The sequence below is a fragment of the Pseudomonas sp. SO81 genome (assembly GCF_030374125.1).
Lineage (GTDB): Bacteria > Pseudomonadota > Gammaproteobacteria > Pseudomonadales > Pseudomonadaceae > Aquipseudomonas.
The window spans coordinates 1,295,272-1,316,635 of the sequence record NZ_CP126126.1 but is presented as its reverse complement, the minus strand read 5'-3'; the positions used below and the strand labels follow the sequence as shown (position 1 = coordinate 1,316,635).

The following is a 21,364-nucleotide window of genomic DNA, read 5'->3' as shown; positions in this document are numbered from 1 at the left end:
GATTAGGAACATGGCAGAAATCACTGCAGCCCTGGTTAAAGAACTGCGCGAGCGTACTGGCCAAGGCATGATGGAGTGCAAGAAGGCTCTGGTTGCCGCCGGTGGCGACATCGAGAAGGCCATCGACGACATGCGCGCTTCCGGTGCCATCAAGGCCGCCAAGAAGGCTGGTAACGTCGCTGCCGAAGGCTCCATCGCCGCTCGCGTCGAAGGTGGCCGTGGCCTGCTGATCGAAGTCAACTCGCAGACCGACTTCCTGGCCCTGCAGGATGACTTCAAGGCCTTCGTCAAAGAAAGCCTGGACGAAGCGTTCGCCCAGAAGCTGACTGAAGCCGCTCCGCTGATCGCTTCCCGCGAATCCGCCCGTGAGGCCCTGGTTGCCAAGTGCGGCGAGAACGTCAATATCCGTCGTCTGGCCGCTGTTGAAGGCGACGTCGTGGGTTCCTACCTGCACGGCCACCGTATCGGTGTTCTGGTTGTCCTGAAAGGCGGCAACGAAGAGCTGGCCAAGCACGTTGCCATGCACGTCGCTGCTTCCAACCCTGCCGTTCTGAGCCCGTCGGATGTTTCCGAAGAGCTGATCGCCAAGGAAAAGGAAATCTTCCTGCAGCTGAACGCCGAGAAGATCGCCGGCAAGCCGGAAAACATCGTCGAGAACATGGTCAAGGGTCGTATCGCCAAGTTCCTGGCCGAAGCCAGCCTGGTCGAGCAGGCCTTCGTCATGGATCCGGAAGTCAAGGTCGGTGACCTGGTCAAGAAGGCCGGCGCCGAAATTGTTTCCTTCACCCGCTTCGAAGTGGGTGAGGGCATCGAGAAGGTCGAGGCTGACTTCGCTGCCGAAGTTGCTGCTCAGGTAGCCGCTGCCAAGCAGTAAGACGGTTTCGCACTGTTGAACAGAAGAGGCTGCCCGCTCACGCGTGCAGCCTCTTTTGCAAAGCGCGGGGGCATCCCGCACGAATTCACCGGGCAGCAGTCTGACTGCCGGGTAAGATAAGTAGCCAAACAACGCCGCAGGAGAGACTCGCAATGGCTCAGCAGGTGAGTGGTCGTCAACCTCGCTATAAACGCATTCTGCTCAAACTAAGCGGCGAAGCCCTGATGGGTTCGGAAGAGTTCGGTATCGATCCCAAGGTGCTGGACCGCATGGCGCTGGAAGTCGGCCAGCTGGTCGGCATCGGCGTGCAGGTCGGTCTGGTGATCGGTGGTGGCAACCTGTTCCGCGGCGCGGCCTTGTCTGCCGCCGGCATGGATCGGGTCACCGGCGACCACATGGGCATGCTGGCCACCGTGATGAACGCCCTGGCCATGCGCGATGCCCTGGAGCGCTCGAATATCCCGGCACTGGTGATGTCGGCCATCTCCATGGTCGGCGTGACCGATCACTACGATCGCCGCAAGGCCATGCGCCACCTGGGCACCGGTGAAGTGGTGATCTTCGCCGCCGGCACCGGCAATCCCTTCTTCACCACCGACTCGGCGGCCTGCCTGCGTGCCATCGAGATCGATGCCGACCTGGTGCTGAAAGCCACCAAGGTCGATGGCGTGTACACTGCCGATCCTTTCAAGGACCCCAATGCCGAGAAGTTCGAACGCCTGACCTACGACGAGGTGCTCGACCGCAAGCTCGGCGTGATGGACCTGACGGCCATCTGCCTGGTGCGCGATCACAAGATGCCGCTGCGGGTCTTCAATATGAACAAGCCTGGCGCCCTGCTGAACATCGTGGTGGGCGGCGCCGAAGGAACCCTGATCGAGGAGGATGCACAATGATCAACGAGATCAAGAAAGACGCCCAAGAGCGCATGGTCAAATCCCTGGAGTCGCTGGGGCGCAACCTGGCCTCCATTCGTACCGGTCGTGCGCATCCGAGCATTCTGGATAGCGTCAAGGTCCCGGCCTACGGCAGCGACATGCCGCTGAACCAGGTTGCTGCGATCACCGTGGAAGATGCTCGTACCCTGAAGATCGTCGCTCACGACAAGACCCTCAGTGCGGCGATCGAGAAGGCCATCATGACCTCCGACCTCGGCCTGAACCCGAGCAGCGCCGGCGCCACCATTCGTGTGCCGATGCCTGCCCTGACCGAGGAGACCCGCAAGGGCTACACCAAACAGGCGCGCGGCGTTGCCGAAGATGCCAAGGTCGCCGTGCGCAACGTGCGCCGTGATGCTCTGGCCGAGCTGAAGAAGCTGTCCAAGGACAAGGAGATCAGCGAAGACGAAGAGCGCCGCGCCGCCGACGAAGTGCAGAAGCTCACCGACAAGTTCGTTGCAGAAGTCGACAAGGCCCTGGAAGCCAAAGAAGCCGACCTGATGGCGGTGTGATGTGAGCAAGGCCAAGCAGGAAGCGCCGCCGGCGATACCGCGTCATGTCGCCATCATCATGGATGGCAACAACCGCTGGGCGAAGAAACGCCTGTTGCCCGGCGTGGCCGGGCACAAGGCTGGCGTCGATGCCGTGCGTGCGGTCATCGAGGTGTGCGCCGAGGCCGGCGTCGAGGTGCTGACCCTGTTCGCCTTCTCCAGCGAGAACTGGCAGCGGCCGGCCGAGGAGGTCGGCGCGCTGATGGAGCTGTTTCTCAGTGCCCTGCGTCGCGAGGCGCGCAAGCTCAAGGACAACGCCATCAGCCTGCGCATCATCGGTGATCGCTCGCGCTTCCATCCGGAGCTCCAGGCGGCCATGCGCGACGCCGAGCTGCAGACCGCCGGCGAGAATCGCTTCGTGCTGCAGATCGCCGCCAACTATGGCGGCCAGTGGGACATCGCCCAGGCTGCCCAGCGTCTCGCCCGGGAAGTCCAGGCCGGTCACCTGCAGAGCGAAGACATCACCCCCGAGCTGCTGCAGAGCTGCCTGGCCACCGGTGATCTGCCGTTGCCAGACCTGTGCATCCGTACCGGCGGCGAGCATCGCATCAGCAACTTCCTGCTCTGGCAGCTGGCCTATTCCGAGCTGTACTTCTCCGACCTGTTCTGGCCGGATTTCAAGCACGAGGCCATGCGCAAGGCGCTGGCCGATTTCGCTACCCGCCAGCGTCGCTTCGGCAAGACCAGCGAGCAGGTGGAAGCCGAGGCTCGCCAATGCTGAAGCAGCGCATCATCACTGCCCTGATCCTGTTGCCCATCGCCCTGGGCGGCTTCTTCCTGCTCGATGGCTGGGCGTTCGCCCTGTTCATCGGTGCCGTCGTCACCCTGGGTGCCTGGGAGTGGGCGCGCCTGGCGGGCCTCGCATCCCAGCCGCAGCGCGTGGCTTATGCGTTGGTCGTGGCGGCATCGCTCTACGGCGCATACCTGGTTCCGGCTCTGGCGCCCTGGTTGCTGGGTGCCGCGGTGCTCTGGTGGCTGCTGGCGACCCTGCTGGTGCTGAATTACCCGGATAGCAGTCGCTACTGGGGCGGCTTGCCCGGCAAGCTGCTGATCGGCCTGCTGATCCTGCTGCCGGCCTGGCAGGGGCTGGTGCAGCTCAAGCAGTGGCCGCAGGCCAACGGCCTGATCATCGCAGTGATGGTGCTGGTGTGGGGTGCCGATATCGGCGCCTATTTCGCCGGCAAGGCGTTCGGCAAGCGCAAGCTGGCGCCGCGCGTCAGTCCCGGCAAGAGCTGGGAAGGTTTCTTCGGTGGCCTGGCTGCCAGTTTGCTGATCACCCTGGCGGTAGGTCTGCAGCAGGGCTGGCAGACCCCTGGGCTGCTGCTGGCGCTGGCGGGTGCCGCGCTGGTGGTGGCGGGGTCGGTGATCGGTGACCTGACCGAGAGCATGTTCAAGCGTCAGTCCGGGATCAAGGACAGCAGCAATCTGCTGCCCGGTCATGGCGGTGTGCTGGATCGCATCGACAGCCTGACCGCTGCCATTCCGCTGTTTGCCGTGCTGCTGTGGCTGGCGGGCTGGGGCGCGCAGTGAGTCAGCCGCAACGCATCGTCGTACTGGGGGCGACCGGTTCGATCGGCCTCAGCACCCTGGATGTCATCGCACGCCACCCGCAGCGCTACCAGGCCTTCGCCCTCAGTGGCTTCTCCCGTCTGGCCGAGCTCGAACAGCTGTGCCTAAAACATCGCCCGCAGTTTGCCGTAACCGCCGATGAGGGCAGTGCGCTAAGGCTGCAGGACTCGCTGCGGGCTGCGGGCCTGCCGACGCAGGTGCTGGTAGGCGAGGGCGGTCTGTGCGAGGTGGCTGCCCATCCAGAGGTGGATGCGGTGATGGCCGCCATCGTCGGTGCCGCCGGCCTCAAGCCGACCCTGGCTGCCGTGTGCGCGGGCAAGAAGGTGCTGCTGGCCAACAAGGAGGCGCTGGTGATGTCCGGCGACCTCTTCATGCGGGCGGTGCATGAGCATGGCGCCACGCTGCTGCCGATCGACAGCGAGCACAATGCGATCTTCCAGTGCCTGCCCGGCGATTACGCCCGCGGCCTCGGTGCAGTGGGGGTGCGGCGGATTCTGCTGACTGCCTCCGGCGGTCCGTTCCGCGAAACGCCGCTGAGCGAGCTGGAGCATGTCTCGCCGGAGCAGGCCTGTGCTCACCCGAACTGGTCCATGGGGCGCAAGATCTCCGTGGATTCGGCGAGTATGATGAACAAGGGGCTGGAGCTGATCGAGGCCTGCTGGCTGTTCGATGCGCGCCCGTCCCAGGTCGAGGTGGTGATCCACCCGCAAAGCGTGATCCATTCCCTGGTCGATTACGTGGATGGTTCGGTGCTGGCCCAGTTGGGCAACCCGGATATGCGTACGCCCATTGCCAATGCCCTGGCCTGGCCGGAGCGGATCGATTCGGGCGTGGCGCCGCTGGACCTGTTTGCCGTTGCCCGGCTGGATTTCCAGCATCCCGACGAGCAGCGTTTCCCCTGTCTGCGCCTGGCGCGCCAGGCTGCGGAGGCCGGCGGTAGCGCGCCGGCGATGCTCAATGCGGCGAACGAGGTGGCGGTGGCGGCGTTTCTCGAACGGCGCATCCGCTTCCCGGAGATCGCGCGTATCATCGAGGACACCCTGAGTCGTCAGGCATCGGCCGCGGTCGCGGACCTGGATGCGGTGCTGGCGGCGGATGCCCGGGCCAGAACCCTGGCAGTCGACTGGTTGAATCGCCACGGGCGCTGAGGCCCGGAGGAAGACGGAATGAGCGGGTTGTACATGATCTTCGGCACCCTGATCGCACTCGGGGTGCTGGTTACCTTCCATGAGTTCGGCCATTTCTGGGTGGCGCGGCGCTGCGGCGTCAAGGTGCTGCGCTTCTCAGTGGGCTTCGGCACGCCGCTGGTGCGCTGGCACGACCGCCATGGCACCGAGTTCATGGTCGCGGCCATTCCCCTGGGCGGTTACGTAAAGATGCTCGACGAGCGCGAGGGTGATGTGCCGCTCGAGCAGCTTGACCAGGCCTTCAATCGCAAGTCGGTCAAACAGCGCATCGCCATAGTCGCGGCTGGCCCGATCGCCAACTTCCTGCTCGCCATCCTGTTCTTCTGGATCATCGCCCTGCTTGGCTCCCAGCAGGTACGACCGGTGATCGGCCAGGTCGAACCGGAAAGTCTCGCGGCGGCGGCGGGACTGCGTGCCGGTCAGGAGATCGTGGCGGTGGATGGCGAGAGCACGCCCGGCTGGTCGGCGGTCAATCTGCAGTTGGTGCGCCGCCTCGGCGAGAGCGGCATCGTTCAGCTGCAGGTGCGCGAGCAGGGTTCGTCGCTGGTCGCCGAGCGGCAGCTGGTGCTGCGTGACTGGCTGCGCGGCGTCGACGAGCCGGAGCCTCTGGCCTCCCTTGGCATCACCCCGTGGCGCCCGGCGACTCAGCCGGTAGTCAACGAGCTTGATCCGGAAGGGCCGGCACAGAAGGCTGGTGTGCGTCTGGGCGACCGCCTGCTGGCGCTGGATGATCAGCGTCTGGACGAGTGGCAGCAAGTGATCGACTGGGTGCGCACGCGCGCCGGCGATCAGGTGACTCTGCGCCTGCAGCGCGATGGCCAGCAGCTTGAATTGCCAGTGACTCTTGGGGCTCGTGGCGAAGGCAAGGCTCGCGGTGGTTATCTGGGGGTAGGGGTAAAGGGCGGCGAGTGGCCGGCGCAGATGCTGCACGAGGTCAGTTTCGGCCCTCTGGACGCAGTCACCGAGAGCCTGCGTCGTACCTGGAGCATGACCGCGCTAACCCTTGATTCGCTGAAGAAAATGCTGTTCGGCGAGCTGTCGGTAAAAAACTTGAGTGGGCCGATAACCATTGCTAAAGTGGCGGGCGCTTCGGCTCAGTCCGGCGTGGCGGATTTCCTCAATTTCCTCGCCTATCTGAGCATTAGCTTGGGGGTTCTCAATTTGCTGCCCATTCCCGTTCTGGATGGGGGGCATTTGCTGTTCTACCTGGTCGAGTGGGCGCGTGGTCGTCCGCTGTCCGAGCGGGTGCAGGGTTGGGGCATTCAGATCGGTATCAGTCTGGTGCTTGGGGTGATGTTGCTGGCCCTGGTCAATGACTTGAGTCGTCTGTAACGAATAGCTGAATTCCGAATCTGCCGCGTATCGCGGCAGTTTCTTTATTATCAGTTGGAATAAGAAAGGACTTCATGAAACGTCTGCTGCTACCTGCGGTCCTCGCCGCCCTGATGATCGCCGAAGTTCACGCTGAGTCCTTCACCATCACAGATATCCGCGTCAATGGCCTGCAGCGGGTCTCCGCCGGTAGCCTGTTCGGCGCTTTGCCGCTCAATGTTGGTGACCAGGTCGACGACCGCCGTCTGGTGGACGCTACCCGCTCCCTGTTCAAGACCGGTTTCTTCCAGGATATCCAGCTCGGTCGCGAAGGCGATGTGCTGGTGATCAGCGTGGTCGAGCGCCCGTCGATCTCCACCGTCGAGATTGAAGGCAACAAGGCGATCACCACCGAAGACCTGATGAAGGGCCTGCAGCAGTCCGGCCTGGCCGAAGGCGAGATCTTCCAGCGCGCTACGCTGGAAGGCGTGCGCAACGAGCTCCTGCGCCAGTACGTGGCCCAGGGCCGCTACTCGGCCGAGATCGAGGCCGAGGTGATTCCCCAGCCACGTAACCGCGTGGCGCTGAAGATCACCATCAACGAGGGCTCGGTCGCCGCCATCCAGCACATCAACGTGGTCGGCAACAGCGTCTTCCCGGACGAAGACCTCACTGCCCTGTTCGAGCTGAAGACCACCAACTGGCTATCCTTCTTCAAGAACGACGACAAGTACGCCCGCGAGAAACTGTCCGGTGACCTGGAGCGCCTGCGCTCCTACTACCTGGACCGCGGCTATATCAATATGGATATCTCCTCCACCCAGGTATCCATCACCCCGGACAAGAAGCACGTCTACATCACCGTCAACGTCGAAGAAGGCGAGAAGTACAGCGTCAGCGAAGTCAAACTCTCCGGCGATCTGAAGGTGCCGGAAGAAGAAGTGAAGAAGCTGTTGCTGGTTAAGGAAGGACAGGTCTTCTCGCGCAAGGTGATGACCACCACCTCCGAGCTGATCACCCGTCGCCTGGGCAACGAAGGCTATACCTTCGCCAACGTCAACGGCGTGCCGCAGCCCAACGATGCGGACAAGACCGTCGCCATCACCTTCGTGGTCGATCCGGGCAAGCGTGCCTACGTCAACCGCATCAACTTCCGAGGCAACACCAAGACCGAAGACGAAGTGCTGCGCCGCGAGATGCGCCAGATGGAAGGCGGCTGGGCCTCGACCTACCTGATCGACCAGTCCAAGACCCGTCTGGAGCGCCTGGGCTACTTCAAGGAAGTCAACGTCGAGACCCCGCAGGTGCCGGGCACCGACGACCAGGTCGACGTCAACTACAGCGTGGAAGAGCAGGCATCCGGCTCGATCACCGCCAGCGTCGGCTTCGCCCAGAACGCCGGTCTGATCCTCGGTGGCTCGATCAGCCAGAACAACTTCCTGGGTAGCGGTAACAAGGTCAGCGTCGGCCTGACCCGCTCCGAATACCAGACCCGCTACAACTTCGGCTTCGTCGACCCCTACTGGACGGTCGACGGCGTCAGCCTGGGTTACAACGCCTTCTACCGCACCACCGACTACGACGACCTCGACGTCGACGTGTCCAGCTACTCGGTGGACAGTTACGGTGCGGGCATGAGCATCGGCTATCCGATCAGCGAGACCTCGCGCCTGACTTACGGCCTGACCATACAGCAGGACAGCATCGATACTGGCGACTATACCGTCGACGAGATCATCGACTTCATCGAGCAGGAAGGCGACAGCTACCTGAACCTGAAGGCCTCCATCGGCTGGTCCGAGTCGACCCTGAACCGCGGCGTGCTGGCCAACCGTGGTCATTCCCAGAGCTTGGTGCTGGAAAGCACCGTGCCGGGCAGCGACCTGTCGTTCTTCAAGCTCGACTACCGCGGTCAGCTGTTCACGCCGATCAACGACAAGTACACCCTGCGCTTCCATACCGAGCTGGGCTTCGGTGATGCCTATGGTTCCACCTCGGAGCTGCCGTTCTACGAGCACTACTTCGCCGGCGGCTTCAACTCGGTACGTGGTTTCGAAGACAGCAGCCTGGGTCCGCGCAGTACCCCGAGTCAGGTCTACGAAGACGGCAAACTTGTTTATAACAAGCGCGATCAATACGGGCGTTACACCGACCCGGATCAAGACCCGCTGCCCTTCGGTGGCAACGTGCTGATCCAGGGTGGCGCGGAGCTGCTGTTCCCGCTGCCGTTCGTCAAGGATCAACGCTCCCTGCGTACCGCCCTGTTCTGGGACGTGGGTAACGTATACGACACCTCTTGTGCCTCCTCGTCGCCGAGCTGCAACAACATTGACTTCGGCGACCTGGCGAGCTCCGTGGGTGTCGGGGTGACCTGGGTCACCGCGCTCGGCCCGCTGAGTTTCAGCCTGGCGGCTCCGATCAAGAAGCCGGAAGAGGCGGATACTCAGATATTCCAGTTCTCCCTGGGCCAAACTTTCTAATTTGCTAGACAACAGTGTTTTGTTGCAGGAGTGCATCGTGCGTAAGTTGACTCAACTGGTTCTGGTTGCCGCCACCCTGATGGCAACCCCGGCCTTCGCCGAGATGAAAATCGCGGTGATGAACTATCAGATGGCCCTGCTCGAGTCCGATGCCGCCAAGAAATATGCCGTGGATGCGGAGAAGAAGTTCGGTCCGCAGCTGAACAAGCTCAAGCAGCTGGAAGCCGATGCCAAGCGTATCCAGGATCGTCTGGTCAAGGATGCCGAGAAGATGCAGCAGGCCGAGCGTGAACGCCTGGAGCTGGAATTCAAGCAGAAGGCCCGCGATTTCCAGTTCCAGTCCAAGGAGCTGAACGAGGCCAAGGCGATTTCCGACCGCGACATGCTCAAGCAGCTCAAGCCGAAGCTGGATAAGGCCGTCGAGGAAGTGATCAAGCAGGGTAACTACGACCTGGTTCTGGAGCGTGGCGCCGTGGTCGACGTCAAGCCGCAGTACGAGATCACCCGTCAGGTCATCCAGCGCATGAACTCGCAGCGCTGAGCATGAGCGCCGTGGTCTTCACCCTCGGTCAGCTGGCCGAGCGTCTCGGCGCCACCTTGCGTGGCGCCGCTGACAAGCCGATTCGCGGTCTGGCGACCCTGCAGGACGCCGGCCCCGATCAGCTGAGTTTTCTCGCCAATGCGCAGTACCGCAAGTTCCTGGCCGAGACTCGTGCCGGCGTGGTGCTGCTGACCGCCGCCGATGCCGAGGGCTATGCCGGCGACGCTCTGTTGGTGGACAGCCCCTATCTGGCCTTCGCCCAGCTTTCCCATCTGTTCGATAGCAAGCCCGTCGCGGCTGCTGGTGTGCACCCGACTGCGGTGATCGCTGCCGATGCCCAGGTCGATCCGAGTGCCAGCATCGGTGCCTATGCGGTGATCGAGAGCGGTGCGCAGATCGGCGCGGCCGTCACCATTGGTGCGCACTGTGTGATCGGTGCGCGCAGCGTGGTGGGCGAGGGCGGCTGGCTGGCGCCGAGCGTCACGCTCTATCACGATGTGAGGATCGGCAAGCGCGTGGTCATTCAGTCCGGCGCGGTGCTCGGCGGCGAGGGCTTCGGCTTCGCCAACGAGAAAGGTGTATGGCTCAAGATCGCGCAGATTGGCGGTGTGGTGCTGGGTGACGACGTGGAAGTCGGCGCCAATACCACCATCGATCGCGGCGCCCTGGCCGATACGGTGATCGGCAACGGCGTGAAGCTGGATAACCAGATCATGATTGCGCACAACGTGCAGATCGGCGACCACACCGCCATGGCCGGCTGCGTCGGTATTTCCGGCAGCACCAAGATCGGCAAGCACTGCATGATCGCCGGTGGTGTAGGCATGGTTGGCCACATCGAAGTGTGTGACAACGTGTTCGTGACCGGCATGACCATGGTCACCCGCTCGATCACCGAGCCGGGCGCCTATTCTTCCGGTACTGCCATGCAGACCGCGGGTGACTGGAAGAAGAGCGCCGCCCGCATCCGTCAATTGGACGACATGGCGCGGCGCCTGCGCGAGCTGGAAAAGCGCCTCGCCGCCGTGACCCCGGGCGATCAGGCCTCATCTGATGCCTGATCGTGCCTCTGGCACGCCCCTCTTTTTAGTACAGGCTTTCTGCAAATGATGGACATCAACGAGATTCGCGAATATCTGCCGCACCGCTACCCGTTTCTGCTGGTAGATCGCGTCGCCGAGCTGGATATCGAAGGCAAGACCATTCGCGCCTACAAGAATGTCAGCATCAACGAGCCATTCTTCAACGGTCACTTCCCCGAGCACCCGATCATGCCGGGTGTGCTGATCATCGAGGCCATGGCCCAGGCGGCCGGTATCCTCGGCTTCAAGATGCTCGACGTGAAGCCGGCCGATGGCACCCTGTATTACTTCGTCGGCTCCGACAAGCTGCGCTTCCGCCAGCCGGTCCTGCCGGGCGATCAGTTGGTGCTCGAGGCCAAGTTCCTCAGCGTCAAGCGCAGCATCTGGAAATTCGCCTGTCAGGCCAGCGTCGATGGCAAGGAAGTCTGCTCGGCCGAAATCATCTGTGCGGAACGCAAGCTATGAGTTTGATCGACCCTCGCGCCATCATCGATCCGTCGGCCAAGCTGGCGGATGACGTTCAGGTCGGCCCCTGGTCGATCATCGGACCGGATGTGGAAATCGGCGAGGGTACGGTGGTCGGCCCGCATGTGGTCCTCAAGGGCCCGACCGCCATCGGCAAGCACAACAAGATCTACCAGTTCTCTTCGGTGGGTGAAGATACTCCGGACCTTAAGTACAACGGCGAGCCGACCCGGCTGGTGATCGGCGATCACAACGTGATTCGCGAAGGCGTGACCATTCACCGTGGCACCGTGCAGGATCGCTCCGAGACCACCATCGGCGACCACAACCTGCTGATGGCCTACGTGCACATCGGCCACGACAGCGTGATCGGCAACCACTGCATCCTGGTCAACAATACCGCGCTGGCCGGCCATGTGCACATGGACGACTGGGCGATCCTCTCCGGCTTCACCCTGGTCCACCAGTTCTGCCGCATCGGCGCCCACAGTTTCTCCGGCATGGGCACCGCCATCGGCAAGGACGTCCCGGCCTACGTCACCGTGTTCGGCAACCCGGCCGAGGCGCGCAGCATGAACTTTGAGGGCATGCGCCGTCGTGGCTTCAGCGCCGAGGCCATCGCCGCCCTGCGTCGCGCCTACAAGGTGGTGTATCGCCAGGGGCTGACCGTCGAGCAGGCGCTGGCCGAACTGGCCGAATCCGCCGCGCAGTTTCCGGAAGTGGCGGTGTTCCGCGATTCCGTCCAGGCTTCGACCCGCGGCATCACCCGCTGATCATGAGCCGTCCCCTTCTCGTTGCGCTGGTGGCTGGAGAGGCCTCCGGCGATATCCTCGGCGCCGGCCTGATGCAGGCGCTCAAGATCAAACACCCGGAAGTCGAATTTATCGGCGTCGGCGGTCCGCGTATGGAGGCCGAAGGCCTGGTGTCGAGCTTCCCCATGGAGCGTCTGGCGGTGATGGGCCTGGTCGAAGTGCTCGGTCGTCTGCGTGAGCTGCTGGGCCGCCGCAAGCGCCTGATCAAGGAGCTCATCGCCGCCAAGCCGGATGTATTCATTGGCATCGATGCCCCGGACTTCAACCTCGGCCTCGAGCTCAAGCTGCGCCAGGCCGGGATCAAGACGGTGCATTACGTCAGCCCGTCCGTCTGGGCCTGGCGGCAGAAGCGCGTGCTGAAGATTCGCGAAGCCTGCGACCTGATGCTGACGCTGTTTCCCTTCGAGGCGCGCTTCTACCTGGATCACCAGGTGCCGGTGCGTTTCGTCGGCCATCCGTTGGCCAACACCATTCCGCTGCAGGCCGATCGCGACGGCGCGCGCGAAGCCCTGGGCCTGGCGCCGGACGACAGTGTGGTTGCCCTGCTGCCGGGCAGTCGTGGCGGCGAGGTGGCGCGTCTCGGTGAGCTGTTCCTCGATGCCGCCGAGCGTCTGCGCGCGTTGCGACCGGGCGTGCAATTCGTGTTGCCCTGCGCCAACGCCGAGCGCCGCGCCCAGCTGGAAGCCATGCTTGCCGGACGCAACCTGCCGCTGCGCCTGCTCGACGGTCGCTCCCACGAAGCCCTGGCCGCCTGCGACGCGGTGCTGATCGCCTCCGGTACCGCGACTCTGGAAGCCCTGCTGCACAAGCGGCCGATGGTGGTGGCCTACAAGGTGGCGCCGCTGACCTACCGCATCCTCAAGCGTCTGGTGAAGAGCCCCTACATCTCGCTGCCCAACCTGCTGGCCGAGCGCATGCTGGTCCCGGAGCTGATTCAGGATGCCGCGACTCCCGACGCTCTGGCCCAGACCCTGGCGCCGTTGCTGGACGACGGCGCGGTGCAGACCCTGGGTTTCGACGTGATTCATCGGGCTCTGCGCCAGGACGCCTCGGAGCAGGCCGCCGACGCCGTGCTCAAGCTGGTGGGGCAGGCCTGATGCAGCTCGGACTGGATTTCGCCCTGGTCGAGGAACTGGTCGCCGGTGTCGACGAAGTCGGCCGCGGTCCGCTCTGCGGGCCGGTGGTCACCGCCGCGGTGATCCTCGACCCGGCTCGGCCGATTGCAGGCCTCAACGATTCGAAGAAGCTCACCGAGGCGCGCCGCGAGAAGCTGTTCGACGAGATCTGCGAAAAGGCCCTGGCCTGGTGCATCGCCCGCGCCGAGGTGGAGGAGATCGACCAGCTCAACATCCTGCATGCCACCATGCTGGCCATGCAGCGCGCGGTGGAGGGCTTGAGCGTTACCCCGAAGCTGGCGCTGATCGATGGCAACCGCTGCCCCAAACTGGCGGTGCCCAGCGCGCCGGTGGTCGGTGGCGATGCCCAGGTGCCGGCCATCGCGGCGGCGTCGATCTTGGCCAAGGTCAGTCGTGATCGCGAGATGGCCGAGATGGAAAAACTCTACCCGGGCTACGGCATCGGCGGGCACAAGGGCTATCCGACGCCCGTCCATCTGGAGGCGCTCAAACGCCTGGGTGCCACGCCCATTCATCGGCGCTCGTTCGCGCCGGTACGCGATGTGCTGGAAGGGATCGAATAAGCGCCGCACGGCTGGTTCGCAAGCTGTTGTTTAAGTCGAGGCCCGGTACAATCCGGGCCTTATAGTTTCTGTGTCACCAACGGGATTGTCATGACCGCTACCTTCGTCCATCTGCGCCTGCACACCGAGTTTTCCCTGGTCGACGGGCTGGTACGGGTCAAGCCGCTGGTCAAGGCCGTCGCCGGGGCGGGCATGCCGGCGGTGGCCGTCACCGACATGAGCAACATGTGCTCGCTGGTGAAGTTCTACAAGACCGCCATGGGCGCGGGCATCAAGCCGATCTGCGGCGCCGATATCTGGCTGGCCAGCCCGGACGAGGATGGGCCGCTGTCGCGCCTGACCCTGCTGGCGATGAACGCCCAGGGCTATCGCAACCTCACCGAACTGATCTCCCGCGGCTGGGCCGAGGGTCAGGACAATGGCCTGGTGATCATCCAGCGCGACTGGGTCAAGGAGGCTGCCGAAGGCGTGATTGCACTGTCCGGCGCGCGTGAGGGCGAGGTCGGCATGGCCCTGCTGGCCGGCGAGCCGGGGCGCGCCGAGGCGCTGCTCGATGAGTGGCTGGCGGTGTTCCCGGAGCGCTTCTACCTGGAAGTGCAACGCACCAATAGGGTCAATGACGAAGAGCATCTGCATGCCGCGGTAGCGCTGGCCACGCGCACCGGTGTGCCGCTGGTGGCGACCAACGATGTGCGCTTCCTCAAGCCGGGTGACTTCGAGGCCCACGAGACCCGCGTGTGCATCGGCGAGGGCCGCACCCTGGATGACCCGCGCCGCCCGCGCAATTACTCCGAGGAGCAGTACCTCAAGTCGCCGGAGGAGATGGCGGAGCTGTTCGCCGACTTGCCCGAGGCGCTGGAAAACACGGTCGAGATCGCCAAGCGCTGCAACATCGACGTGCAGCTGGGCAAATACTTCCTGCCGGACTTCCCCACGCCCAACGGCATGGGCATCGACGACTACCTGCGTCACGCCTCCTTCGAGGGCCTGGAGGAGCGTCTGGCCGTGCTGTGGCCGAAGGACACCACGCCCAACTACGAGGAGAAGCGCCAGGTCTACGTCGACCGCCTGAACTTCGAGCTCGACATCATCATCCAGATGGGCTTCCCCGGTTACTTCCTCATCGTGATGGACTTCATCAAGTGGGCGAAGAACAACGGCGTGCCGGTCGGCCCGGGCCGGGGTTCGGGCGCCGGCTCGCTGGTGGCCTACGTGCTGAAGATCACCGACCTCGACCCGCTGGCCTATGACCTGCTGTTCGAGCGCTTCCTCAACCCCGAACGGATCTCCATGCCCGACTTCGACGTCGACTTCTGCATGGACGGTCGCGACCGGGTGATCGACTACGTGGCCGAGAAGTACGGCCGTAACGCGGTGAGCCAGATCATCACCTTCGGCTCCATGGCGGCCAAGGCGGTGGTGCGCGACGTGGCGCGGGTGCAGGGCAAGTCCTACGGCCTGGCCGACCGCCTGTCGAAGATGATCCCCTTCGAGGTCGGCATGACCCTGGAGGCGGCCTACGAGCAGGAAGAGGTGCTACGCGACTTCCTCAAGGCCGACGAGGAAGCCCAGGAAATCTGGGACATGGCCCTCAAGCTCGAGGGTGTGGTGCGCGGCACCGGCAAGCACGCCGGTGGTGTGGTGATCGCGCCGACCAAGCTGACCGACTTCGCGCCGACTTCCTGCGATGAAGAGGGCGGCGGCCTGGTCACCCAGTTCGACAAGGACGACGTGGAGGCGGCCGGCCTGGTGAAGTTCGACTTCCTCGGCCTGCGGACCCTGACCATCATCAAGTGGGCGATGGAGACCATCCATCGCATCCAGAAGCGCGAGGGCGCGTCGGATGAAGAGCTGATCAACATCGACTTCATCCCGCTGGACGACAAGCCGACCTACGCGATGCTGCAGAAGGCCGAGACCACGGCCGTGTTCCAGCTCGAATCCCGCGGCATGAAGGAGCTGATCAAGAAGCTCAAGCCCGACTGCCTGGAAGACATGATCGCACTGGTGGCCCTGTTCCGCCCCGGCCCGCTGCAGTCGGGCATGGTGGACGACTTCATCAACCGCAAGCACGGGCGCGAGCAGCTCTCCTACCCGCACCCCGACTACCAGTACGCCGGCCTGGAGCCCGTGCTCAAGCCCACCTACGGCATCATCCTGTACCAGGAACAGGTGATGCAGATCGCCCAGGTGATGGCGGGCTACACCCTCGGTGGCGCGGACATGCTGCGCCGCGCCATGGGCAAGAAGAAGCCCGAGGAAATGGCCAAGCAGCGCGGCGGCTTCATTGAAGGCTGCGCGAAGAACGGCATCGATGCGGAGCTGGCGGGCAACATCTTCGACCTGGTGGAAAAGTTCGCCGGCTACGGCTTCAACAAATCCCACTCCGCCGCCTACGGCCTGGTCTCCTACCAGACCGCCTGGCTCAAGGCGCACTACCCGGCGCCGTTCATGGCGGCGGTGCTGTCCGCGGATATGCACAACACCGACAAGGTGGTGATCCTCATCGAGGAGTGCCGCAGCATGAAGCTGCGCCTCGATGCGCCGGACGTGAACACCTCGGAGTTCAAGTTCACCGTCAACGAGGACGGGCGCATCGTCTACGGCCTGGGTGCGGTCAAGGGTGTGGGCGAGGGGCCGGTGGAGGCCATCGTCGAGTGCCGCGCCGAGGGCGGTCCGTTCAAGGATCTGTTCGACTTCTGCAACCGCGTCGACCTCAAGCGCATCAACAAGCGCACCCTGGAGGCGCTGGTGCGTTCCGGCGCGCTGGATCGCCTCGGTCCGTACTACCAGGATGAGCTCAAGGCCTACCAGGCCAGCGTCGACCGCAACCGCGCCGTGCTGCTGGCGGCCATGGAGGAGGCGGTACAGGCCGCCGAGCAGACCGCGCGCAGTCACGACAGCGGTCACATGGACCTGTTCGGTGGCGTGTTCGCCGAGCCGGAGGCGGACCTTTACGTCAATCACCGCAACGCCCGCGAGCTGTCGATCAAGGAACGCCTGAAGGGCGAGAAGGACACCCTGGGTCTGTACCTCACCGGCCACCCGATCGACGAATACGAGGGCGAGGTGCGCCGCTTCGCGCGCCAGCGCATCGTCGAGCTGCGCGCCGCCCGCGACACCCAGACCATCGCCGGGCTGATCGTGGCGTTGCGGGTGATGAAGAACAAGAAGGGCGACAAGATGGGCTTCATCACCCTCGACGACCGCTCCGGGCGGATCGAGGCCTCGCTGTTCGCCGACGCCTTCGCCAGCGCCCAGGCGCTGCTGCAGACCGATGCCCTGGTGGTGGTCGAGGGCGAGGTGAGCAACGACGAGTTCTCCGGCGGCCTGCGCCTGCGCGCCAAGCGGGTGATGAGTCTGGAAGAGGCGCGCACCGGCCTGGCCGAAAGCCTGCGTATTCGCGCCCCGCGCGAGGCGCTGCAGGGCGATCGTCTGCGCTGGCTGGGCGAGCTGTTCGGCAAGCACAAGGGCGCCTGCCCGCTGACTCTGGACTACAGCGGCAGCGAGGCCAAGGCGGTGCTGCAGTTTGGCGAGCAATGGCGCATCGACCCAGCAGACAACCTGATCCAGGCCCTGCGTGACCAGTTCGGCAAAGACAACGTCTTCCTCCAATACCGCTGAACGGCAGGCCTCGGGCCTGCCGCGTTCGGCCTCGACCACGGGCGCACTATCCCTTAAGGTAGGCGCCACATGGAACACCGCCCGGCCCCTGGGCCGCCGATGCTAGACGGACGCCTATGAACCCGAACTTCCTCGACTTCGAACAGCCGATTGCCGACCTGCAAGCCAAGATCGAAGAGCTGCGCCTGGTGGGCAACGACAACGCGCTGAACATCAGCGACGAGATTTCCCGCCTGCAGGACAAGAGCAGCGCGCTGACCGAGACCATCTTCGGCAACCTCAGCAGCTGGCAGATTTCCCAGCTGTCGCGTCACCCGCGCCGCCCCTACACCCTCGACTACATCGAGCATCTCTTCACCGAGTTCGACGAGCTGCACGGTGACCGTCATTTCTCCGATGACGCCGCCATCGTCGGCGGTACCGCGCGTCTGGATGGCCAGCCGGTGATGGTCATCGGTCACCAGAAGGGCCGCGAAGTGCGCGAGAAGGTACGCCGCAACTTCGGCATGCCGCGCCCCGAAGGCTACCGCAAGGCCTGCCGCCTGATGGAGATGGCCGAGCGCTTCAAGCTGCCGATCCTCACCTTCATCGACACGCCGGGTGCCTACCCGGGCATCGACGCCGAGGAGCGCAACCAGAGCGAGGCCATCGCCTGGAACCTGCGCGTGATGGCGCGCCTGAAGACCCCGATCATCGCCACCGTGATCGGCGAGGGCGGCTCCGGCGGCGCGCTGGCCATCGGCGTCTGCGATCAGCTGAACATGCTGCAGTACTCCACCTACTCGGTGATCTCGCCGGAAGGTTGCGCCTCGATCCTGTGGAAGACCGCCGAGAAGGCGCCGGACGCGGCCGAGGCCATGGGCATCACCGCCGAGCGTCTGAAGGGCCTGGGCATCGTCGACAAGGTGATTGCCGAGCCGCTGGGCGGCGCCCACCGCGATCCGGCCACCACTGCCCAATCGATTCGCGCGGAGCTGGCCGAGCAGCTCGACATGCTGCGCAAGCTGGACAGCACCAAGCTGCTGGAGCGCCGCTACGAACGCCTGATGAGCTACGGCATCGCCTGATTGGCGTCATGCATCAACCACGGGCCTTCGGGCCCGTTGTTGTTTAAGCTGGCGGCATGACCGCGCTCGAAACTTCCTTGCTCGATTCACTGGTTCCCTGGCGTAGCGCGCCGGCCTGGCGCGTCGCGCTGTCCGGCGGGCTGGATTCGACCGTATTGCTGCACCTGCTGGCACGCCTGCGCGAGCGCGAGGCGCTGCCGCCGCTGTCCGCCATCCATGTCCATCACGGCCTGCAGGCTGTTGCCGATACCTGGCCGGCCCACTGTCAGTCGCTCTGTGACGAGCTGGGCGTGCCGCTGCGCATCGAGCGGGTGCAGGTGGATAGTGGTGCCAGTCTGGAGCGGGCGGCGCGTGAGGCGCGCTATGCTGCCTTTGAGCGCCAGCTAGGTCAGGGTGAAATCCTGTTGACCGGCCAGCATCGTGACGATCAGGCCGAGACCCTGTTGTTCCGCCTGCTGCGTGGCGCCGGCGTGCGTGGCCTAGCCGGGATGCCGACGGCACGTCGTCTCGCCGAGGGATGGCTGGTGCGCCCGCTGCTGCAGGTGCCGCGCGCGCAGCTGGAGGCCTATGCCCGCCAGCATGACCTGCGCTGGGTGGAAGACCCCTCCAATGCCGATACCGGGCTGGCGCGCAATTTCCTGCGTCGCGAGGTATTGCCCGCGCTGGCGCCTCACTGGCCGCAGGCTAGCGCCAGCCTGGCGCGGACCGCTGAACATATGCGCGAGGCCGAGCAGCTGCTCGCCGAACTGGCCGAGCAGGATCTGGCCAGCGTTCGTGGCTCGGGTGCGTTCGATTGGCTGAATCTGCCGTCCGTGCAGCTGCAGCCCCTGATCGCCTTGTCCGAGGCGCGTCAGCGCAACGCGCTGCGTCATTGGCTTGCCTCCTATACCCGAATGCCCGATAGCGAGCACTGGGCTGGTTGGCGCGATCTACGCGATGCGGCGGTGGATGCCGCTGCGCTTTGGTCTCTGAATGGCGGCGAGCTGAGGCGTGCCGACGGGCGGTTGTGGTGGCTTTCCGGCGAGTGGCTGCAACAGCCGCCACAGCCCGCGGTCTGGGCCGATCCGGCGCAACCGCTGCGCTTGCCCGGCAATGGTCGGGTGCGGATAGCAGGAGAGGTGCCGGTCGCTCCGCTGCAAGTGCGCTATCGGCAAGGCGGCGAGGTCATGGTGCTGGCGGGACGTGGCCATCGCGATCTCAAGCGTCTGCTCAACGAGCGCGGTGTGCCGGCATTCGTGCGCGGGCGCCTGCCGCTGCTGTATCGCGGCGACGAGCTGCTGGCCGTGGCCAACCTGCCGGGCCTGGACGGTCCACCTTCGGGAGAGTGGCGGCTGCACTGGCTGCCGCCGACCAACGCACAAGGTTTGAGCTGAAAGGGCCTTTCCGGTAGACTACGCTCCCGTCTTGTTACTGCTTCTGTGGGCTCCCTCGGAACCCGCAGTGGCATGCTTATTTCAGGTTGGTCAAGGACCGGCCTGCGCTTTTACCCCGGCGGCGCTGACCGCTTGAACGCTGACTTCTAGGATTTTTCATGACGCGCTACATCTTCGTCACGGGCGGTGTTGTTTCTTCTTTGGGGAAAGGCATCGCCTCGGCTTCTTTGGCGGCCATCCTGGAGGCGCGGGGCCTGAAGGTCACGATGCTCAAGCTGGACCCCTACATCAACGTCGATCCGGGCACCATGAGCCCGTTCCAGCACGGCGAGGTGTTCGTCACCCACGACGGCGCCGAGACCGACCTCGACCTGGGTCACTACGAGCGGTTCATCCGCACCACGATGACCAAGAACAACAACTTCACCACTGGCCGCGTCTACGAAGACGTGCTGCGCAAGGAGCGCCGTGGTGACTACCTGGGCGCTACCATCCAGGTGATCCCGCATATCACCGACGAGATCAAGCGCCGCGTGATCAAAGGCGCCGGCGACGCCGACGTGGCCATGGTCGAGATCGGCGGCACCGTGGGCGACATCGAGTCCCAGCCGTTCCTCGAGGCCGCGCGTCAGCTGCGCGTGGAGCTGGGCGCCAAGCGCGCCATGTTCATGCACCTGACCCTGGTGCCGTACATCGCCACCGCTGGCGAGACAAAGACCAAGCCGACCCAGCATTCGGTCAAGGAGCTGCGCTCCATCGGCGTGCAGCCGGACGTGCTGGTGTGCCGCTCCGACCACGAGATCGACCTGGCCTCGCGTCGCAAGATCGCCCTGTTCACCAACGTCGAAGAGCGTGCGGTCATCGCCCTGGAAGACGTCGACACCATCTACAAGATTCCGTCGGTGCTGCATGCCCAGGGCCTGGACGACATCGTCGTTGAGCGCTTCGGCCTGCAATGCAACCCGGCCGACCTCTCCGAATGGGACCGCGTGGTGGATGCCAAGCTGAACCCGGAGAAGGAAGTCACCATCGCCATGGTCGGCAAGTACATGGAGCTGCTGGATGCCTACAAGTCGCTGATCGAGGCGATGGGCCATGCCGGCATCCAGAACCGTACCAAGGTCAAGCTGCGCTACATCGACTCCGAGGAGATCGAGAACGAAGGCACCGCCAAGCTGGAAGGCGTCGACGCCATCCTGGTGCCGGGCGGCTTCGGTCTGCGTGGCGTGGAAGGCAAGATCAAGACCGTGCAGTACGCCCGTGAGAACAAGATTCCCTACCTGGGCATCTGCCTCGGCATGCAGGTGGCGGTGATCGAGTACGCCCGCAACGTGCTGGGCTGGAAGGACGCCAACTCCACCGAATTCGACCAGAACAGCGGCCATCCGGTGGTCGGCCTGATCACCGAATGGCAGGACGCCACCGGCGCCACTGAGACCCGTACCGACGCTTCCGACCTGGGCGGCACCATGCGCCTGGGCGCCCAGGACTGCCAGCTGATCGGCGGTTCCAACGTGCGCGAGTGCTATGGCAAGGACGTGATCGTCGAGCGCCATCGCCACCGCTACGAAGTGAACAACAATCTGCTGCCGCAGCTGGAGCAGGCCGGCCTGAAGATCACTGGTCGCTCCGCCGACGGTGCGCTGGTCGAGGTGGTCGAGGCTCCGGATCATCCATGGTTCGTCGCCTGCCAGTTCCACCCGGAATTCACTTCCACCCCGCGTGACGGCCACCCGCTGTTCAGCGGCTTCGTCAAGGCCGCGCTGAAGCAGGCCGGCAAGGCATAAGGCA

18 protein-coding genes are annotated in these 21,364 nt (G+C 64.4%); all 18 read left to right on the top strand.

The window, feature by feature from the left end:
- Window positions 1-10 precede the first annotated feature (10 nt).
- The 18 genes from tsf (at window position 11) to pyrG (ending at window position 21,360) form a co-directional block, all read left to right on the top strand.
- Window positions 11-874, top strand: coding sequence for a translation elongation factor Ts (tsf, locus tag OH686_RS06365; protein WP_289536929.1), 864 nt, complete (start codon window positions 11-13; stop codon window positions 872-874).
- 152 nt (window positions 875-1,026) lie between these two features.
- Window positions 1,027-1,770, top strand: coding sequence for a UMP kinase (gene pyrH, locus OH686_RS06360; RefSeq protein WP_192396766.1), 744 nt, complete (start codon window positions 1,027-1,029; stop codon window positions 1,768-1,770).
- A complete protein-coding gene (gene frr / locus OH686_RS06355; RefSeq protein WP_043306946.1) occupies window positions 1,767-2,324 on the top strand; it encodes a ribosome recycling factor in 558 nt (185 codons plus the stop codon). Before pyrH ends, frr begins: the two co-directional genes overlap by 4 nt.
- Before the next feature lies 1 nt (window position 2,325).
- Window positions 2,326-3,084 (top strand): polyprenyl diphosphate synthase, encoded by a 759-nt coding sequence (uppS, locus tag OH686_RS06350; protein WP_289536926.1) that lies wholly within the window; start codon window positions 2,326-2,328, stop codon window positions 3,082-3,084.
- A complete protein-coding gene (locus tag OH686_RS06345) occupies window positions 3,078-3,893 on the top strand; it encodes a phosphatidate cytidylyltransferase (protein WP_289536925.1) in 816 nt (271 codons plus the stop codon). Before uppS ends, OH686_RS06345 begins: the two co-directional genes overlap by 7 nt.
- On the top strand, window positions 3,890-5,080 hold the full coding sequence (gene ispC, locus OH686_RS06340) for a 1-deoxy-D-xylulose-5-phosphate reductoisomerase (RefSeq protein ID WP_289536923.1): 1,191 nt from the start codon (window positions 3,890-3,892) through the stop codon (window positions 5,078-5,080). The genes OH686_RS06345 and ispC overlap by 4 nt, the downstream gene beginning before the upstream one ends.
- A gap of 18 nt (window positions 5,081-5,098) precedes the next feature.
- Complete coding sequence (rseP, locus tag OH686_RS06335; protein WP_289536920.1) at window positions 5,099-6,451, top strand: sigma E protease regulator RseP; 1,353 nt, start codon at window positions 5,099-5,101, stop codon at window positions 6,449-6,451.
- 74 nt (window positions 6,452-6,525) lie between these two features.
- The gene (gene bamA / locus OH686_RS06330; RefSeq protein ID WP_289536918.1) at window positions 6,526-8,910 is read left to right on the top strand and encodes an outer membrane protein assembly factor BamA; all 2,385 of its coding nucleotides are present in this window, start codon (window positions 6,526-6,528) and stop codon (window positions 8,908-8,910) included.
- Window positions 8,911-8,947: 37 nt separating this feature from the next.
- Complete coding sequence (locus tag OH686_RS06325; protein WP_137974331.1) at window positions 8,948-9,451, top strand: OmpH/Skp family outer membrane protein; 504 nt, start codon at window positions 8,948-8,950, stop codon at window positions 9,449-9,451.
- A gap of 2 nt (window positions 9,452-9,453) precedes the next feature.
- Entirely contained in the window at window positions 9,454-10,512 is a 1,059-nt protein-coding gene (gene lpxD / locus OH686_RS06320) for a UDP-3-O-(3-hydroxymyristoyl)glucosamine N-acyltransferase (protein WP_289536916.1), read from the top strand.
- Window positions 10,513-10,557: 45 nt separating this feature from the next.
- Window positions 10,558-10,998, top strand: coding sequence for a 3-hydroxyacyl-ACP dehydratase FabZ (fabZ, locus tag OH686_RS06315; protein ID WP_137974333.1), 441 nt, complete (start codon window positions 10,558-10,560; stop codon window positions 10,996-10,998).
- Complete coding sequence (gene lpxA, locus OH686_RS06310; protein WP_289536914.1) at window positions 10,995-11,771, top strand: acyl-ACP--UDP-N-acetylglucosamine O-acyltransferase; 777 nt, start codon at window positions 10,995-10,997, stop codon at window positions 11,769-11,771. The genes fabZ and lpxA overlap by 4 nt, the downstream gene beginning before the upstream one ends.
- Window positions 11,772-11,773: 2 nt before the next feature.
- On the top strand, window positions 11,774-12,907 hold the full coding sequence (lpxB, locus tag OH686_RS06305; RefSeq protein ID WP_289536913.1) for a lipid-A-disaccharide synthase: 1,134 nt from the start codon (window positions 11,774-11,776) through the stop codon (window positions 12,905-12,907).
- Complete coding sequence (gene rnhB / locus OH686_RS06300) at window positions 12,907-13,509, top strand: ribonuclease HII (protein ID WP_289536912.1); 603 nt, start codon at window positions 12,907-12,909, stop codon at window positions 13,507-13,509. Before lpxB ends, rnhB begins: the two co-directional genes overlap by 1 nt.
- Window positions 13,510-13,599: 90 nt before the next feature.
- Entirely contained in the window at window positions 13,600-17,133 is a 3,534-nt protein-coding gene (dnaE, locus tag OH686_RS06295; protein WP_289536910.1) for a DNA polymerase III subunit alpha, read from the top strand.
- Between the two features lie 116 nt (window positions 17,134-17,249).
- Window positions 17,250-18,200, top strand: a complete 951-nt coding sequence (locus tag OH686_RS06290) for an acetyl-CoA carboxylase carboxyltransferase subunit alpha (RefSeq protein WP_289536909.1) — start codon at window positions 17,250-17,252, stop codon at window positions 18,198-18,200.
- 56 nt (window positions 18,201-18,256) lie between these two features.
- A complete protein-coding gene (gene tilS / locus OH686_RS06285) occupies window positions 18,257-19,573 on the top strand; it encodes a tRNA lysidine(34) synthetase TilS (protein WP_289536908.1) in 1,317 nt (438 codons plus the stop codon).
- 158 nt (window positions 19,574-19,731) lie between these two features.
- Window positions 19,732-21,360 (top strand): CTP synthase, encoded by a 1,629-nt coding sequence (gene pyrG, locus OH686_RS06280; protein WP_279866734.1) that lies wholly within the window; start codon window positions 19,732-19,734, stop codon window positions 21,358-21,360.
- Window positions 21,361-21,364 lie beyond the last annotated feature (4 nt).

Bases quoted from the DNA above. Each gene is read 5' to 3' on its own strand.
- OH686_RS06290 (WP_289536909.1), top strand. From the start codon at position 17,250: ATGAACCCGAACTTCCTCGACTTCGAACAGCCGATTGCCGACCTGCAA.
- rseP (WP_289536920.1), top strand. From the start codon at position 5,099: ATGAGCGGGTTGTACATGATCTTCGGCACCCTGATCGCACTCGGGGTG.
- pyrG (WP_279866734.1), top strand. From the start codon at position 19,732: ATGACGCGCTACATCTTCGTCACGGGCGGTGTTGTTTCTTCTTTGGGG.
- lpxB (WP_289536913.1), top strand. From the start codon at position 11,774: ATGAGCCGTCCCCTTCTCGTTGCGCTGGTGGCTGGAGAGGCCTCCGGC.
- OH686_RS06345 (WP_289536925.1), top strand. From the start codon at position 3,078: ATGCTGAAGCAGCGCATCATCACTGCCCTGATCCTGTTGCCCATCGCC.
- dnaE (WP_289536910.1), top strand. From the start codon at position 13,600: ATGACCGCTACCTTCGTCCATCTGCGCCTGCACACCGAGTTTTCCCTG.
- lpxA (WP_289536914.1), top strand. From the start codon at position 10,995: ATGAGTTTGATCGACCCTCGCGCCATCATCGATCCGTCGGCCAAGCTG.
- bamA (WP_289536918.1), top strand. From the start codon at position 6,526: ATGAAACGTCTGCTGCTACCTGCGGTCCTCGCCGCCCTGATGATCGCC.
- rnhB (WP_289536912.1), top strand. From the start codon at position 12,907: ATGCAGCTCGGACTGGATTTCGCCCTGGTCGAGGAACTGGTCGCCGGT.
- tsf (WP_289536929.1), top strand. From the start codon at position 11: ATGGCAGAAATCACTGCAGCCCTGGTTAAAGAACTGCGCGAGCGTACT.
- pyrH (WP_192396766.1), top strand. From the start codon at position 1,027: ATGGCTCAGCAGGTGAGTGGTCGTCAACCTCGCTATAAACGCATTCTG.
- lpxD (WP_289536916.1), top strand. From the start codon at position 9,454: ATGAGCGCCGTGGTCTTCACCCTCGGTCAGCTGGCCGAGCGTCTCGGC.
- tilS (WP_289536908.1), top strand. From the start codon at position 18,257: ATGACCGCGCTCGAAACTTCCTTGCTCGATTCACTGGTTCCCTGGCGT.
- frr (WP_043306946.1), top strand. From the start codon at position 1,767: ATGATCAACGAGATCAAGAAAGACGCCCAAGAGCGCATGGTCAAATCC.
- fabZ (WP_137974333.1), top strand. From the start codon at position 10,558: ATGATGGACATCAACGAGATTCGCGAATATCTGCCGCACCGCTACCCG.